This window comes from Polynucleobacter brandtiae, from assembly GCF_002797575.1.
Lineage (GTDB): Bacteria > Pseudomonadota > Gammaproteobacteria > Burkholderiales > Burkholderiaceae > Polynucleobacter > Polynucleobacter brandtiae.
Map to the genome: position 1 here is coordinate 15,936 of NZ_PGTX01000003.1, position 16,690 is coordinate 32,625.

The following is a 16,690-nucleotide window of genomic DNA, read 5'->3' on the forward strand; positions in this document are numbered from 1 at the left end:
GATATGACTAAGATAAGCTCGCATCGCCACCATCAATTTACTCGTGCCGATCTAGCGCATATTGCCAGCATTGCCATGCAAGAGCGCGGCCTAGAGCCTGAATTTTCTCCGGAAGTGCACAATCAGCTCGATTTGATTGCCGCGCCTGGGCAAGATGATGATCCATCCATTCAAGATCTCACTGATTTACTGTGGTGCTCTTTAGACAATGATGACTCCAAGGACTTAGATCAACTCACTGTATCAATAGCACTCCCAGACGGTACTACCAAGATATTGGTAGCGATTGCAGATGTTGATGTGCTGATCAAGAAAGATTCTCCCATCGATGATCATGCCAAAATTAATACTGCTTCGGTCTACACCTCTGCGCGCATCTTTCCAATGCTCCCTGAAAAGCTATCTACCAACCTTAGCTCTTTAAATCCAGACGAGGTTCGCCTAGCCTTAGTCACAGAAATGATTATCTCCAAAGATGGGATAGTTCAAGAATCGCTTATTTATAGAGCTAAAGTCATGAACAGAGCTAAGTTAGCTTATGACGCTATCTCTGCTTGGATTGAAGGAATAGGTTCAGCTCCTGCAGCCCTATGTAGCGTTAAGGGTATGGAAGAGCAACTACGGGCTCAAGATCGAGTGGCCCAACTGCTACGTAAAAGACGACATGATGCTGGTTCACTACATTTGGAGATCTTTCAGCCTAAGGCAATTTTCAAGAATAATAAAATTGTGGGTATTCAGGAGCAAGTCCAAAATCGCGGCCGTCAACTGATTGAAGAGTTCATGATCGCCGTTAATGAAAGTACGGCACACTTTCTCCTTAAGCATCAAGTGCCCTCCTTACGAAGAGTCGTTCGCAGTCCAGATCGTTGGCTTCGAATCGTTGAGCTTGCAAGACAATATGGCGATACCTTACCAGCTGATCCTGACTCCAGAGCTTTATCTGAATTTCTAGCCAGAAGATTAAAGGTAGACCCAATCCGCTTTCCAGATCTCTCTTTAGTCGTTGTTAAGCTCATGGGGCCAGGCGAATACGTACTTGAAAGACCTGGGGCTGAAGCCATTGGTCACTTTGGACTAGCCGTACAAGACTACACCCACTCAACAGCGCCTAATAGACGCTATCCAGATCTGATTACCCTCAGAATGATTAAAAGCATTCTTCAAAGAAAACCTCTTGCATATGAAACCAAAGAATTGCAAGGGTTGGCAGAGCACTGTACTAAGCAAGAAGATGCTATCCGTAAGGTAGAGCGCAGAGTTAGAAAATCAGAGGCTGCCCTCTTTTTAGAGCCTTATATTGGCAAAACTTTCGATGGCATCATTACCGGCATAGCACCCAATAATGGTTGGGTTCGCATCTTTAATCCCCCGGCAGAAGGCATGCTGATGAGTCGTACTCAACTAGTCGACATTGGTAGAAAGGTACATGTGCAGCTAGTTTCTACCAATGTTGAGATGGGCTTTATTAACTTCGCACTGGCAAGTAAATAATTTAAAAATTCGACTTTTAAATCAAGTAGGCCCAGGGAGGATTATCCTGACAATTAATAATGCCTAATGGGCCTGCTGATGACATTCTGTCGTTTCTCAAGATGGCGAAAAGTAATTCGGCCTTTATTTAAGTCATACATAGAGACTTCTAAAGTGACCTTATCGCCAGCTAATATACGAATGTGATTTTTCTTCATCTTGCCGGCGGTATAGGCAATCAACTGATGGCCATTTTCGAGAGTCACCTTAAAGCGAGAATCAGGCAGAATCTCATCAACCATCCCGTCCATTTCTAATAATTCTTCTTTTGCCATTTCATTCTTTCTAGAGTGGAAATTAAAAAGCCCAGCAAAACTGGGCTTTTTAAGAGGCGACTTATTAAAGTCTTAGATTCGCTTAACTTATTAAGCTGGTTGAATATTTGAAGCCTGCTTACCTTTTGGTCCCATCGTTTCATCGAAAGTAACTCGCTGGCCTTCAGCCAATGATTTAAAGCCACTGCTATTAATTGCTGAAAAATGAGCAAATAGATCTTCACCACCAGCATCAGGGGTAATAAAACCAAAACCTTTAGCGTCGTTAAACCATTTCACAATTCCGTTTGCCATATCTGACTATTCCTTAAAAAAATAAAAAAAGGAGGCTATGCCCCACATAGGGCGAAAGTCAAGAATGGCGGGGAAATGCTGAGAAAAACTATCGCAAGACTGCGGTATTAATCACTAGTACAACAACACTATTAGCTTGAAGATCGCTGTTGACATTTTACTCTATCCCAATAAAAACTGTGTTTATTCAGGGTGAACCGCCCTCAGGACTAGCTGTAAGGGCGATATAGGGTCACGCTCAAAAGATAAAACCCTCGCCATTTCTGATGAGGGCATGCTTTTCTGGTGAGCCCACCAGAACTTGAACCTAGGACCAAAGGATTCCGGTTTGTGTAGCTTTCACTACTCCCTGGACTATGCCTTCATCAAATAATAATTGATAAATCCTTACTTAGATGGGTGCCGTCTAGTGTCTACACCTTCAACAGCACTTTCATGCTGAAGCTTGGCTCGGCGTTGGCTTGGATAATCAATACTTGAGCTACCTTTAGCTTTCACCGAATTTGACACCATCCCTTATGCAGTTTCCGCGCATAAGGCACAACTTTCGCTATGAGTTTAAAAAGGCTATTCGTCTTGACGCTTTAAATCCCGATAAAAGTTTTCATGCGGACCAAATGTTAAAAGCTTAATGCTTTCTTGATCCAAAACACGATAGGCTAATAAAACCTGTTGCTGAGATATTTTAAATTTATAAACATAGACCCCCAGCAAATCACCTACCTTCGCCTCCCCAATAGATGGGTCCTTACAAATACGTTTAAGCACCGTATCCAGGTCTACTTTTTGTGGAGCATGCAGTTTTTTAGTAGCCCTTGCAAAGCTAGCCGTAACAAGTAAGCGCATTAACTAAAAACGTACTCACCAATCACGGGCTCTTGATCTGCAATCAAGATCGCACGAATTAAAGAAAACGGTAGATCTGGATTTTCTTGGGCGATCTTGCCAATTTGCGACCAATACTCAATCTGCTTGGGCACTGAACGATGCTCAATACTTGCATACACCTTAGCTTGCTCAACCAGGTTTTCTGATAATTTCACATTAATAGACATAGCAATTCTCCATTAGATGGTTCCATTATAGCTTAATGAGTTCCTTTTGGGAACTTTTTTAAAGATAGCAATCAAGCGGCCTCTGAATAGGAGCTAGAGGCGGCATAAATGTCTTAGATCTTTTTCGCTAGCTTCTTGCTTTGATAGTCATCACTCACTTTGCTGCCCGAATCAATCAATCCTAAAACTACTCAATATGGTTGTATTCAGTGCCTAGGTATGACCGTTACAAGTTGTAACGGTCAAAAAACAAAACCCCCACTATCTCTAATGGGGGTTTGCTTTTCTGGTGGGCCCACCAGGACTTGAACCTGGGACCAAAGGATTATGAGAGCAGATACTCAAAGAAAACGACTAGGATTTCAAGAGGTTACGTCTCCTAAATATCGATGTGTAGCGTTTTGTGTAGTGATTAGTTGGATGTAGCGTGACTAGGTGATCATTGCTAAGATTTTCTGAACTACTGATTTTTGACAGCCGCCATCTAGCACCTAACTTACCCTTAGCACCGTTACAGGTTGTAACGGTTGCGTCAAAAATTTTCGATCTTGATCTCGAGCTCCGCCCTACCCATCAGTTCAAAAAATAAATTCAAAAATATGGATATATTTTTTATAAAATCTACAAAGCTTCTCGATAAAGATTTACAGCATCACTCAAATTAATTTCACGAGGACTATTTATAAGTAAACGAGTCTGCAACATAGCGTCACTCGCTAGCTGATCAATATCATTTTCAGCAATCCCAAACTCTGTCAAATGTTGTGGCAAGCCTAACTGACCAGCTAAATCACCCAGATAGTCAGTTAATTCTTCTGCTTGCTCAAGAGTTGAGCCTTGCAAGCCTGGCTTAATAATCTTACCAAGCTCTGAATACATTGAGTGCGCAACATTGATATTAAAGCGCATCACAGGCGCCAACATTAAAGAATTTGATAGGCCATGAGGTATATGAAATCTTGCGCCAAGTGGATAGGCTAATGCATGAACACCTGCTACGGGAGCATTAGTAAAGGCAATGCCTGCAAGACATGCTCCTAGCAACATATTTTCGCGTGCAATGATGTCGCCCCCAGATTCAACTGCTTTATGTATATTGTTTGATAGTAGTCGTAATGCTTCTCTCGCCATGCAATCAGATATTGGATTTTTTAAGTGTTTTGTTGTAAAGGCCTCAATTGCATGGACCATCGCATCAATTCCAGTGGCAGCCGTTATGTGCGCAGGAAGCCGAAGTGTAAGTTCTGCATCTAAGAGTGCTAAATCTGGCAACAGAATAGGTGATAGAACACCTTTTTTTTCACTTTCACTGACAGTTACCACCGAGCTTTTGGTGACTTCAGAGCCCGTTCCAGCTGTAGTGGGAACAAGAATTAATGGTAAGCGTGGTCCTTTAGCCATACCAATACCGAAAATATCTACCAATTTCTCTTTTCCAGAGGCTAGTAATGCGACTAGCTTAGCAACATCCATAGAGCTGCCACCTCCAAAACCAACGATATAGTCTGCTTTACATTCCCGAGCAATAGTAATAGCCGCCTCAATGACTGTAACAGAGGGGTCAGCCTGTACATCAGAAAAAATATGAACAATAAGATTTAAAGCTGCAAATTGTGGCAATGATTTTTCAAGTAATCCCGCAGATAAAACGCCGACATCAGTAACAATAAGTACAGATTTACCACCACGCTCGAGTACTCTTTTTGCAAGCGAGGCCGAGCCTCCTCTCTCTACGATAATAGAGTGTGTAGAATAAAAATCAAATTGCATTAGCTTAGACCCAATGGAGTTTAGAAAGGTTTTAGCAACACTTTTGCTGAGGCAGTTTTTCCAGCATGTAAATCATCAAATGCTTCAGGGCCATCATCCAAGGATCTTTTTTCAACCCAAGATAGGTCTCCAAATGCATGTTGCTCTAGTAACTTTACTGTAGCCTGAAGATCTACAGTTGAATAAGTATAAGTTCCAAGTAGTGTAATTTCTGCAAGAGTTAGTTTTCTCATGTCAATTTCACTAGACCAGTCTTGCAAACCAACATGCATCATTACGCCACCCGGCCTCACTGCTACCATCGCAGAATTTCTAGTCACAGCGGAGCCAACGCAATCCATCACAAACTCATAAGCGTTTTCTACTATTTTTTCCTCAATTGGATTAATTATTGTGCATTTAACATGTTGCGAAATAGCTTGTCGACGTAGGGGGTTAACCTCTACCACCGTAACATCATAAACACCATAATGCCTCAGCAAAAGAGTCGATAACATACCAATAGCGCCCCCTCCCAATATTAATACTCTGCATTCTTGAATTGGCCGATGCAATGCTCGCATTGAAAGATTAATAGCATGCACTGCCGTTGCTGCAGGCTCTGTTAGTGCGGCAGCATCCATGCTTAAGCTTTCAGGAATGGCAAGCAGTGAGCTTGCAGGAATACTCATATACTGGGCAAATGCGCCAGGCCTAGTCATCCCAACCATGGTACGGTTTTCGCACAAATTGTTTCTGCCTTGCCTACAGTATTCACAAATCCCACAGGTGATCAATGGATTTCCTGTAACTCTTTGACCCTTTGAAAAAAGAGATGAACTAAGATCTTCGATTGTCCCAGAAAATTCATGCCCCAATACAAGTCCTGGCTTTCTTCGAGGATCATGTCCGTGAAATGCATGCATATCACTACCGCAAATTCCAACCGATTCGATTTTAATGATTGCCTCATTAGCCTCAAGAGAGGGATAAGGCTGATCCATGATTTTCATCTCATTGGGCCCGGTATAAACTAGCGCTTTCATCATTAATCTTCCTTATATCGCCGTATATCCACCATCGAGCATGATGGTTTGTCCTGTCACATATGCTGATGCATCACTAGCCAAAAAAATAGCAAGTCCACTGATATCACTCATTTGACCATTGCGACCAATTGCAGTTTTTTTAGCATGCATATTTACTAATTCTGAATTGCTAAAGACTGGCGTAGTTAGCGCTGTTGGAAAAAACCCTGGGCCAATTGCATTGCAAGTAATACCAAATGGTGACCACTCTTGAGCGATAGCTCTTGTTAATTGAAGGATTCCACCTTTGGCAGCACCATAAGGAGCACAGTCTGGAAAAGCGCGGTAACTTTGTAAAGAGGCTATGTTAATTACTCTTCCCCAGCCATTTTTCTTCATCTGAGGTGCAAGAGCCTGAGTCATAAAAAAAGGTGCGGCCAGTTGGACATTCAACTGCTCTTGCCAACTTGTCGGCGAAACTTCCAAAAATGATTCGCGCAAGTTTATACCAGCAGCATTGATGAGAATATCAACCTTACCTAGCTTATCCAGTACTCGCATTGAAAGGTCTAAAGGTTGCTCTAGATCAGATAAATTAGCCACAAAGGATGAGACTTTTATTCCTTGGGCACCTAATTGATCGGATGCCTGGGTAAGCAATTCCTCCCTACGTGCTGCAATTGCAATTTCTGCACCGGCCAAACCTAAAGCCAATGCTATCGCCTCACCCAAGCCACTGCTACCACCCGTAACTAGGGCAACTTTTCCGTGCAAATTAAATAATTGGTTCATTGGCTCACTCATACCTCAACTGGAGTTCCTAGATCAAACTGTTCATTAGGGAAATACTTGGCCAAACGATCATCAGCCGTTCGAGCATGAGCCTCCATTCCCTCTAGGCGGCTAATTCTAGCTGTTACTAATGCCATCTCCTTACTACCCTCACGTGTCATCTTCTGCCATGTAAGTGTTTTCATAAACTTATGAACAGACAGTCCCCCAGAATATCTAGCAGCTCCTTTAGTTGGTAATACATGATTTGGCCCACTGGTCTTGTCTCCAAAAGCAACGGTAGTTTCCTCGCCTAAAAATAGAGATCCGTAGCAGGTTAAAGTACTAAGCCACCAGTCCAAATCCTTAGCATGTACCTCTAGATGCTCACTTGCATATTGATCTGAAATTTTTGCTACTTCCTCTCGAGTATTACATAGGATGACTTCACCATAATCACGCCAAGCACATGCTGCAGCATCTTTGGCTGTTGGTGGTAATGACTCAATCATTTGAGGGACTAGCCGCATCACCTCTTTTGCCAAAGCCTCAGAAGTTGTAAATAACCAAGCGGGAGATTCATGACCATGCTCTGCTTGACCAACTAGATCACTAGCAACCATCTGCGGATCCGCAGTCTCATCTGCAATTACACCAACCTCTGAAGGGCCAGCAAAAACATCAATTCCCACCTTTCCAAATAGAGAGCGCTTTGCTTCCGCTACAAACTTGTTTCCCGGACCAACAACTACATCAGCCGGCTTTCCCGTAAACAAACCGTAGGCCATTGATGCAATTGCCTGCACTCCACCCAAGGTCATAATGACATCTGCCCCGGCAGCTCTAAATGCATAAAGCACATAAGGATGCATGCCGCCCCCTCGATATGGACTAGAGCATGCAATTATTGTCTTTACCCCAGCAGCTTTTGCAGTTGCTACCGTCATATAGGCAGAAGCGATATGAGCATAACGGCCGGAAGGTGCATAGCAGCCGACAACATTAACAGGAAGAACTTTTTGACCAGCTGTCACACCAGTATGTAAGCTTGTAGAGAAATCATGAATACTATTTTTCTGAGCTATAGCAAAGTCATAAACCTGCTTCACCGCAAAATCAATATCTTTTTTTACAGAATTTGGTACATCCATCAAGATAGTGTCAATTACTTCCTTTGACATCACAATATCGCCGGACCACTTGTCAAGCTTCAAAGAGTAGTCGCGAACAGCGGACTCGCCATTCTTTTCAATATTTGAGAGCATTTCAGTTACAACTTGCTGCGCAGCTGCAGTTTCTGACTCTGGAGTCTTAGCAGCTTTTTTTAAATAATTTACAGACATTTATAACCTTTCATTTTGTAAGCGCTTACACATGATTTCTGAAAAATGAGGTTACCCTCATCCTTCAGAAAGATTTAATAAAAACTATTTACTATTGTTTGCAAATTCACGAAGCTTCTTATCCGCGTTAACCATCTTTAAAAATTCATCGGTGAGATATTCATTTGCTGCTGGTACGGCCTGAATAGCGCCAGTGGACTGCATAAATGCTGCAATAGAATTAAACCAGACATCAGCCTGAGATAAACCCTTAGTGCTATCCATTATTTTTAACTCGGTTGCAAGATCGTAGTTGGGGCGAGTATCAAACTCTTTTTTCATTGAAGCCTCAGAGATTGACACACCACCTAGTTCATAGAACTTCTTCATCATAACAATAGCTTGTGGCTTATTAGCATTCATCCACTTCCAGGTGCGCATGTAAACCGCTAGGAATTTTGCTACATTTTGTGGATTCTCTTTGGCATAGTCTCCACGAACAATTAATGCTCCAGGAACAAAGGCGCCTCCATCTTTTCCACTACATATAACCTTAGCGCCCGCCTTTTCCTCTAATGTGTAAATATTCGGAGCCCACAAACCACCGAAGTCTGCATTACCGGAAGACATCGCAGAGATAATTTCACCCTGACCCATGTTTTTAATTACTACATCTGTTTTTGCTAAGCCGTACTTTTTAAGACATGACTGAACGGCATAATCGCCTGTAGAGTTTCCCGTAAGAACGATTGTTTGCCCCTTCAAAGATTGGGGATTTGTAGCAAACGCTTCAGCTGCCTTAGGGGTAGCTAATAGTGCATTTCCTGCAGACTCGTCATTACTGATTCCAATAGTTTTAATTCCAAAGCGCACATAGCCCAGAACCGCTGGCACGGATCCTGTACCACCAACATCCCAAGATTTAGAGGCAGAAGCCGCAATCTGGGGAACACCTGCTGGGAAAGTGCTAAATTCAGGCTTTAGACCTAACTCACCCCACCAATTTTTTTCAGTTGCCACAAAAAAAGGAAGTGCCCAATATAGAGCGGGTTGATAACTAATCTTAATTTCTGTGAGGGCCGGCTTAGCCTGGGCCTGTACTGAGCCTATGCTAGCTGCTAAAAGTACCGTTGCCCCTAAAACTCTAGTTAATGTTTTTTTTAATTGCATTTGTATCTCCATTTAATATTTCAAAAATAAGTCAATGATCAACACCCAAGCTTTGCTCCCTTAATAACTTCCATATCTGACTACGTAACTTTACAAAAGAATTTAAATCCATGACATCCTCAATTCGAGAATATGTATCCCAACCTTCTTTTTCACGAATAGGCTTAATCTCAATTACATCGCGAATCAGACCTGGTCTTCTTGACATTACTACTACTCGATCTGCGAGATAAACCGCCTCCTCAACTGAATGAGTAATAAATAAAACTGTTTTAGGATTCTTGCGAGCAAGTCTTACAAGCTCTTCCTGCATAACAACTCTTGTTTGCGCATCTAATGCGCCAAATGGCTCATCCATCAAAAGCACTTCTGGCTCTAAGACATAGGCACGAGCAATTGCCACACGTTGCTGCATACCACCAGATAGTTGATGGGGATAAGCTTGCTCATACCCATCTAATCCCATAAGAGAAACTAAACGTGCAGTCTTTTCTTGTTTTTCTGCGATGCTCATACTCATGGATTTAAGGCCAAACTGAATATTTTGCTGAACTGTTTTCCATGGAAACAAAGCAAATTGCTGAAATACTACTGCGCGATCTGGCCCCGGGCCCTTCACCTCTTTATCGCCAACTAATATCCTTCCTTTAGTTGGTATTTCAAGACCTGCAACCATACGCAAGCAAGTCGTTTTGCCGCACCCTGACGGACCAACAATAGCAACAAATTCTTTATCTTTAACTGTAAAGTTAATATCGCCGACAGCTAGAAATTCTTTGCCGCCCTGCTTAAAACTACGCTGCACTGAATCGAAAATAATATCTGCCATAAATCAAATTTCTTTATAGTGAATAGCAAACTTTTCAGCCTGCCTTAAAAGCACATCAATCAATAATCCAATAAGCCCTATTGCAATCATTCCACTCATTACAATATCAGTTTGAATGCTGGCCTGACCCTTGACCATCATGTAACCGACCCCACTCGACGCAACAATCAATTCAGCACCAACAAGAGATTGCCATCCTAATCCAGCAGAAATTCTGAGACCAGCAATAATCGAAGGAATTGATGCTGGAAATAAAACCTCAGCTATCAAACGAAATTTTTTTGCGCCCAACATCCTTGCCGCTTCTAGATATTTTTTATCGACATGAATTGCACCGCGATAGGTATTTATTAGTACTGGTGGGAAGGCTCCCATAAAAATCACTAATATCGGCCCTCCAATGCCTGTACCAAACCAAAGGGCGGCAAATGGAACCCAGGCTATTGGCGCAACAAATCGAATGCTTTCAAAAAATGGAGTAATGAGCTGATTTGCATACTTAGACAAAGCCATTAATAAACCAAGCGGTATACCAATTAATGCCGCTAACAAGAATCCATAACTAAATCGTAGAAAACTTGATGCAATATGTGTCCATAAGGTAAATCCGGAAAAAGGCTCAGTAAGTAAATGAATGAATTTACTCAATACCTCATGTGGGTATGGTAAAAATTGTTTTGGAACAAGGTCTAACGTAACCATCAAATACCAAAAACTAATAAAACTCGCGATTCCCATGCTCGTCCACAGTACAGATTCACCCCGATTTAAATACTCATTATTTGCCATCATGCCCTCCAAGGCATAGCATAGCTCTCAGCCTTTGCCAATAGCTGAGTCATCAACCACCCAGAAATTGCGACACTAATCATGCCCACCAAAATCATGGCAGGATTTATATCTTGGGCTGCCTGATTAAGAATTGACCCCAACCCTAAAGTTGCGCCAACTAATTCTGCAGCTACTAAAGTAGTCCAAGAAGCCTGGAGCGAGAGGCGAAGACCTGTAAAGATAAATGGTAGAGCTCCTGGAATGAGAACCTCTCGATAATAAGCAAGGCGACCGATTCCGAGCATTGCTGCCGCCTCACGTTGAGGAGCCTCAATTGATCTAACACCAGTGAAACTGTTAATAACAGCTGGCACAAATGCAGCAACATAAATCACCATAATCTTGGCAGAATTCCCAAGGCCCAACCAAACTATTGCTAATGGAATCCAAGCTAACGGAGGAATCGGCCTTAATGTCAAAAAGATTGGGTTTACAAAAGCCTCAATCTTTTTATTAGCTCCCATTAAGATACCTAATAGAATACCTAATGACGATGAGACCAAAAAACCAGATGTAACTAAAATCACGCTTTGCAAGATATGCTGATAGAGCTTTCCATTACCATAGCCCTGCATTGCAATAATCTTGAATGAATTCCAAGTCTCCATAGGAGATGGAAATCTTGCGCCCGAGACAATGCCTGTCCACTCAGTTAAACCAAACCAGGTGGTAAACAAAATTACAGAAAATAAAAAGAGGGCTGAAAATTTACTAAAAATTTCTAATTCCTTATAGAATATTAAAATTATGTAAGCGCTTTCATTCTAACCACAATTTGCGAACCAAATTGCCCTAATTGACCAAATTAAATTAGGATTTTCCCTAAGTTTAAGATGAAGAAAAATATTAAATCGATCACGATTAATGATGTTGCAGTTGCAGCAAAAGTATCTACTGCGACTGTATCGCGATCAATAAATCAACCTAATACCGTAAGTGAAGCTCTTAGAGAACAAATTAGCGATGTAATAAAAAAATTAGGTTACATACCTAATGCGGGGGCTCGCTCTCTAATGTTGAGGCGCTCGGGAACAATTGGTGTGGTGGTCCCTACACTTGACAACGCCATCTTTGCACAAGGACTTGCGGAATTTCAAAGGCAATTAAACCAATCGGGATACCAACTATTAGTGGCCAGTAGCAACTATGATCCTGCTATTGAAGCTACACAAATAACCAACTTGCTTACAAGAGGAGTGGAGGGTATTGCACTCTTTGGAACCAGCCAACAACGAGATGCATTAAAACTTCTTAAAACACGCAATATTCCTTACATACATGTTGGCTCATTATCCGCCCCCTTTAATGGCTATGCTTCAGGATTTGATAATCGTGAAGCTATAAAGCTTGGCGTTAAATACTTACTAAGTCAAGGCCATAAGCAATTCGGAATTTTAACAGGCATCACCGCTAATAATGATCGTGCAAATGATCGAGTCGTTGGAGCTCTAGAATTGTTGTCAGAGAGCAGAATTTATTTAAAAAAAGAGGTAATAGTGGAGTGCCCCTATGAACTTGAGGAAGCGCGCCTCGGATTTAAAAAATTGTTACTTAAAAACCCCAAGATTACTGCAATTATTTGCGGTAATGATGTATTGGCATTGGGGGCACTTCTTGAAGCACAAAAACAGGGGCTGCATATTCCTGGGGATATTTCTATTATTGGGTTTGATGATTTAGAGATTTCAAGACATCTCCTTCCAAGCCTTACGACTATTCATATAGATGCTATTGGAATGTGGTCTAATGCCGCAAATCATCTTACAGCACAAATTAATAGAGTTACCTCCCTACCCCAAAAAATTAAAACTAATGTCAATTTGATTATTCGCGAATCCACATCGAAAGCCCCAAAGTGTTAATTTATGTCTACTCTTGGTCTCTAGAATATATACGGGTGACGTGAAATCTCAAGCGTTATACGAACTAATTTTGTCGCATAACCGTTACCTAAAGTAACGCTTGTACCCTGTTTGAAAGTGTTGATCCTTAAACTACTCAATAAGGTTGTATTCAGTGGTAAGAAATGACCGTTACAACTTGTAACGCTCAAAAAACAAAACCCCCACTATCTCTAATGGAGGCATGCTGTTCTGGTGGGCCCCCAGGACTTGAACCTGGGACCAAAGGATTATGAGAGCAGAAGCCCATGATAGAACCATTTAAAAAGGTGATTTACGGTTGGTCAGCGTCGGTGTGTAGTCTTATGTGCAGTGAGCCAGCGTTACTTTAAGTAACACTTAGGTATTAAATAAGAGCTGCTGCTTCTCGAATTTTTTGTGCCGTAGCTGGCAAGCGATTCTTTTCGAGAGTCCGAGCAAAATCCTCGACACTTTCAGCTGGTTTTTTTCTTCTTGCCCTCATACCTTTAAATGCTGCCATTACGGATACGTTTTCCAAGTCCCACTGATTAACAATAAACTCATCTGGGTCCAAAATATCTATTCCATGTATAGCCATAATGCTCGCAGGAAAATCTTGATGGTTTCGTGTAACGATGCAATCAGCATGCCCCGCAATAGCAGCAGCTAAAACATGAACATCGTTTGGATCTGGAAGAGCTAAAGAGATAGCAATTGATTTCCAAGCATTTTCAGAAATCTCCCAATCCGGCACAGCCTCTCACATATTATCTCTTCTACTGCCAAGTCTACCCTTTAGCTCAGGGCGATCTTTCTCGAGTGACCGCACCCACTCTTCTTCAATTTTTGTAGTCCATTTAGCCGCAAATAATCCCGTCACTGCAATGCTCATTAAAGAGTCTGCAATAGCTAGTTGATATAGAACGCATGCATCTAGAACTGCGGTATATCTTGCATTACCCGCCATCTTAGTAATCTAAGCCTAATTCACGTGCGTTGTCTGCCATTTTGTCTAATGCAGACTGTTGCTTTTGTTGCATAAGATTCATGTACTCAACTAAATCTTCAAATGCAACTCTACGATGCGTGCCGACCATACGATGCTTTAATCTTCCAGCCTCTATTTCTTTGATAACGAATGGGCGTGAAACATTAATAAAGTTGGCTGCCTCAACCGTAGAGAACTCGCGTTTTGAAGGAACCAATGTGATTGGCCGCCCTTCACTCATCGCGCCTAAAAGCTGCCCAATAAATCTTAAAGCTGCTGGAGGTAAATCTACTGAAGGGTGCTCTCCTGAATCTGTAGTTAAAGTTATTGCTGCAGCTCTGGAGTGATCTAGAGATTCCATAATGCATCTCTGTGCAACCCTGGCCATTTCAATATCCTTTTGTGACATTGGTGGAGGCACCACTTGTCTTGCTTTATCTAGCGTAGTCATCGCAATTCCCCTTTTAATCCTAGAGACCTAAAAATTAAGTGCGTCCTAAAACTATTTGATAATGATACTACTATACGAAATAAGTGCAATAAGTGAAACATCTTTACAACGCTTCATACCGGAAATAGCGGGTTATGCAAAGGTATAAGGGAACTACTGAAGATGAGGAGGCCGATGAAGAAGATTACTAATTTCAGGTACAGTTAAATGCACTAATAGTTAAGATGTCCTGGCTGGGGCCATCTATCTATTGGGGTCTAGAGGTCATATTTGCTACACACCGACTACACATTAATAAAAATGACCTAGCGTTCTCACGCTAAGTCATTGATTTTATTGGTGGGCCCACCAGGACTTGAACCTGGGACCAAAGGATTATGAGTCCTCTGCTCTAACCAACTGAGCTATGGGCCCGTTAGTCTTTGGATCAATCTTCCTCTAGGAAGGTCTTGAGTTTGTCGCTACGGCTAGGATGACGCATCTTTCTCAAGGCCTTGGCTTCAATCTGACGAATACGCTCACGCGTAACATCAAACTGCTTACCTACTTCTTCAAGAGTATGGTCTGTACTCATTTCTACACCAAAACGCATGCGCAGTACTTTAGCCTCACGCGGTGTTAATGAATCTAATACATCCTTTACAACGTCACGCATCGACTCATGTAGGGCTGCTTCGGCCGGAGCTAATGTATTGCTGTCTTCAATGAAATCACCTAAATTAGAATCGGCATCATCGCCAATAGGAGTTTCCATCGAGATTGGCTCTTTAGCAATCTTCATAATCTTGCGAATCTTGTCCTCAGGAATTTCCATCTTGAGGGCTAGAGTGGCAGCATCAGGCTCATGACCAGTCTCTTGCAAAATCTGACGACTAATACGATTCATTTTATTAATCGTTTCAATCATATGCACTGGAATACGAATCGTACGTGCCTGATCGGCAATAGAACGGGTAATTGCCTGACGAATCCACCAAGTAGCATAGGTAGAAAACTTATAGCCACGACGGTATTCAAACTTATCTACCGCTTTCATCAAACCGATATTGCCCTCTTGGATTAGATCCAAGAACTGCAAGCCACGGTTGGTGTATTTCTTAGCAATCGAAATTACCAAACGTAAGTTAGCTACCGTCATTTCACGCTTTGCTTCACGAGTACGCTTCTCACCAGCAGCCATTCGCTTATTCACTTCTTTTAATTCTGGCAAAGGCAACACTACGCGGATGTGCATATCAATTAACTTCTGCTGAAGTTCTTGAATCGCAGGCACATTACGTTGCAGTAAAGCCGTGTAAGGCTTGTTTTCTTTCAGTAGCTTTGTAGTCCACTCGAGATTCATTGACATCTTTGGAAAATCTTTTAAGACGTCGCCGCGATTAACGCCAATCTTGTCTACCAATATGCTGACAATACCGCGTTCCAGCTTCCATACCTGGTCTACCTGGGAGCGCAACGTGTCACATAATTTCTCGACACTCTTTGCTGTTAAACGGAAACCCAACAGCTCATTCAGAATCAATTCTTGTGCCTTGATGTAGGCTGGGCAGTTATAACCCTCCTTCTCAAATGCACGGCGCATCTTTTCGGATTGTGTGCGAATAATCGCAAACTTCTCTAAAGAAATTTGCTTGAGCTCTTCTAACTGTTTCGCATTTGCAGTAGCAACACCAGCACCGCCATCATCTTCCTCTTCGCCCTCTTCGCCAGTCTCTTCCGCATCTGGGTCAACTTCTGGCACTTCTGGTCCAAGCTTGATATCTTCCGCGTTTGGATCCACTAAACCATCAACAAATTGATCGATCTCGATCTCACCAGAAATGATCTTATCCGCATTAGCAAGAATTTCACCAATAGTGACAGGACAGGCACCTAAGGACATCACCATTTCTTTTAGACCTGCTTCAATCTTCTTCGCAATGACGATCTCGCCTTCGCGAGTCAGAAGATCTACTGTACCCATTTCACGCATATACATGCGGACTGGATCGGTAGTACGCCCGAACTCGGAGTCAACGGTTGATAGAGCAGCTTCAGCCTCTTCTTCCGCCTCTTCTTCTGTTGCTCCGCCAGAGGCATTTTCATTGAGCAATAGTGTTTCTGCATCAGGAGCTTGCTCGTAAATCGTGATGTTGATATCACTTAATAAGCTAATCAGCGTCTCTAATGCTTCAGAGTCTGACAGCTCGTCAGACATCACGTCATTCATCTCACCATGGGTTAAATACCCTTGTGACTTACCCATCTTGATTAACTTCTTCAGACGAGTACGGCGTAACTCTTGCTGCTCTTCTGAGCCCAGCTTCTGCTCTTCAAATTCTTTTAATAGTGCCTTTTCTTTTGCCTTACGCTCGCGCGCCTTTTGGCGATCAGTTAATACTGGCTCAGCATTCTCTACTGGAGCATCTGCTTTTGGTTTGCGGCCTTTTTTAGTCTCTTCAACTACAACATCTTCAATAACTTCCATTGCTGCTTTGGCCTCTTTAACTACTTTCGTTTGTTTAGGTGCCTTAGGTTCTTTAGCAAGCTTCT

At 42.2% G+C, this 16,690-nt stretch carries 18 protein-coding genes and 1 tRNA gene; 2 read left to right on the forward strand and 17 right to left on the reverse strand.

What is annotated here, in order from left to right; all coding sequences use genetic code 11:
* Positions 1 to 3 precede the first annotated feature (3 nt).
* Entirely contained in the window at positions 4 to 1,494 is a 1,491-nt protein-coding gene (locus B0G85_RS06205; protein ID WP_100379598.1) for an RNB domain-containing ribonuclease, read from the forward strand.
* A 53-nt stretch (positions 1,495 to 1,547) separates the two neighbouring features.
* Here the strand turns inward: B0G85_RS06205 and infA are convergent, their stop codons facing one another.
* From infA to B0G85_RS06265, 12 genes are all read right to left on the reverse strand, one after another.
* On the reverse strand, positions 1,548 to 1,808 hold the full coding sequence (gene infA / locus B0G85_RS06210; protein WP_100379599.1) for a translation initiation factor IF-1: 261 nt from the start codon (positions 1,806 to 1,808) through the stop codon (positions 1,548 to 1,550).
* 90 nt (positions 1,809 to 1,898) lie between these two features.
* The gene (locus tag B0G85_RS06215; protein ID WP_100379600.1) at positions 1,899 to 2,102 is read right to left on the reverse strand and encodes a cold-shock protein; all 204 of its coding nucleotides are present in this window, start codon (positions 2,100 to 2,102) and stop codon (positions 1,899 to 1,901) included.
* A 567-nt stretch (positions 2,103 to 2,669) separates the two neighbouring features.
* Entirely contained in the window at positions 2,670 to 2,948 is a 279-nt protein-coding gene (locus B0G85_RS06220; protein ID WP_100379601.1) for a type II toxin-antitoxin system RelE/ParE family toxin, read from the reverse strand.
* The gene (locus tag B0G85_RS06225) at positions 2,948 to 3,157 is read right to left on the reverse strand and encodes a TA system antitoxin ParD family protein (protein WP_100379602.1); all 210 of its coding nucleotides are present in this window, start codon (positions 3,155 to 3,157) and stop codon (positions 2,948 to 2,950) included. Before B0G85_RS06225 ends, B0G85_RS06220 begins: the two co-directional genes overlap by 1 nt.
* 621 nt (positions 3,158 to 3,778) lie before the next feature.
* On the reverse strand, positions 3,779 to 4,927 hold the full coding sequence (locus B0G85_RS06230) for an iron-containing alcohol dehydrogenase (RefSeq protein WP_100379603.1): 1,149 nt from the start codon (positions 4,925 to 4,927) through the stop codon (positions 3,779 to 3,781).
* Positions 4,928 to 4,947: 20 nt separating this feature from the next.
* A complete protein-coding gene (locus B0G85_RS06235) occupies positions 4,948 to 5,955 on the reverse strand; it encodes a galactitol-1-phosphate 5-dehydrogenase (RefSeq protein ID WP_100379604.1) in 1,008 nt (335 codons plus the stop codon).
* Positions 5,956 to 5,964: 9 nt separating this feature from the next.
* Positions 5,965 to 6,726, reverse strand: a complete 762-nt coding sequence (locus B0G85_RS06240; RefSeq protein ID WP_100379927.1) for an SDR family NAD(P)-dependent oxidoreductase — start codon at positions 6,724 to 6,726, stop codon at positions 5,965 to 5,967.
* Positions 6,727 to 6,734: 8 nt separating this feature from the next.
* Positions 6,735 to 8,048, reverse strand: coding sequence for a sulfopropanediol 3-dehydrogenase (hpsN, locus tag B0G85_RS06245; protein WP_100379605.1), 1,314 nt, complete (start codon positions 8,046 to 8,048; stop codon positions 6,735 to 6,737).
* A gap of 84 nt (positions 8,049 to 8,132) precedes the next feature.
* Complete coding sequence (locus B0G85_RS06250) at positions 8,133 to 9,197, reverse strand: ABC transporter substrate-binding protein (protein WP_100379606.1); 1,065 nt, start codon at positions 9,195 to 9,197, stop codon at positions 8,133 to 8,135.
* Between the two features lie 31 nt (positions 9,198 to 9,228).
* On the reverse strand, positions 9,229 to 10,026 hold the full coding sequence (locus B0G85_RS06255) for an ABC transporter ATP-binding protein (RefSeq protein ID WP_100379607.1): 798 nt from the start codon (positions 10,024 to 10,026) through the stop codon (positions 9,229 to 9,231).
* A gap of 3 nt (positions 10,027 to 10,029) precedes the next feature.
* Entirely contained in the window at positions 10,030 to 10,818 is a 789-nt protein-coding gene (locus B0G85_RS06260; protein ID WP_100379608.1) for an ABC transporter permease, read from the reverse strand.
* Positions 10,815 to 11,465: an ABC transporter permease gene (locus B0G85_RS06265; RefSeq protein WP_100379609.1), complete on the reverse strand. Its 651-nt coding sequence runs from the start codon at positions 11,463 to 11,465 to the stop codon at positions 10,815 to 10,817. Before B0G85_RS06265 ends, B0G85_RS06260 begins: the two co-directional genes overlap by 4 nt.
* 225 nt (positions 11,466 to 11,690) lie before the next feature.
* Between B0G85_RS06265 and B0G85_RS06270 the strand changes: the two genes are divergently transcribed.
* Complete coding sequence (locus tag B0G85_RS06270) at positions 11,691 to 12,719, forward strand: LacI family DNA-binding transcriptional regulator (RefSeq protein ID WP_100379610.1); 1,029 nt, start codon at positions 11,691 to 11,693, stop codon at positions 12,717 to 12,719.
* Positions 12,720 to 13,104: 385 nt separating this feature from the next.
* Here B0G85_RS06270 and B0G85_RS10395 read toward each other — a convergent pair whose 3' ends face one another.
* From B0G85_RS10395 to rpoD, 5 genes are all read right to left on the reverse strand, one after another.
* Entirely contained in the window at positions 13,105 to 13,473 is a 369-nt protein-coding gene (locus B0G85_RS10395; protein ID WP_232725970.1) for a PIN domain-containing protein, read from the reverse strand.
* A 6-nt stretch (positions 13,474 to 13,479) separates the two neighbouring features.
* A complete protein-coding gene (locus B0G85_RS10400; protein ID WP_232725971.1) occupies positions 13,480 to 13,686 on the reverse strand; it encodes a hypothetical protein in 207 nt (68 codons plus the stop codon).
* 1 nt (position 13,687) lies between these two features.
* Positions 13,688 to 14,158 carry an excisionase family DNA-binding protein gene (locus tag B0G85_RS06280; RefSeq protein WP_100379611.1) on the reverse strand — a complete coding sequence of 157 codons (471 nt, stop codon included), beginning with the start codon at positions 14,156 to 14,158 and terminating at the stop codon, positions 13,688 to 13,690.
* 337 nt (positions 14,159 to 14,495) lie between these two features.
* Positions 14,496 to 14,572: transfer RNA gene (locus B0G85_RS06285), tRNA-Ile, on the reverse strand.
* Between the two features lie 13 nt (positions 14,573 to 14,585).
* Entirely contained in the window at positions 14,586 to 16,625 is a 2,040-nt protein-coding gene (gene rpoD / locus B0G85_RS06290; RefSeq protein WP_232725993.1) for an RNA polymerase sigma factor RpoD, read from the reverse strand.
* Positions 16,626 to 16,690: the final 65 nt, after the last annotated feature.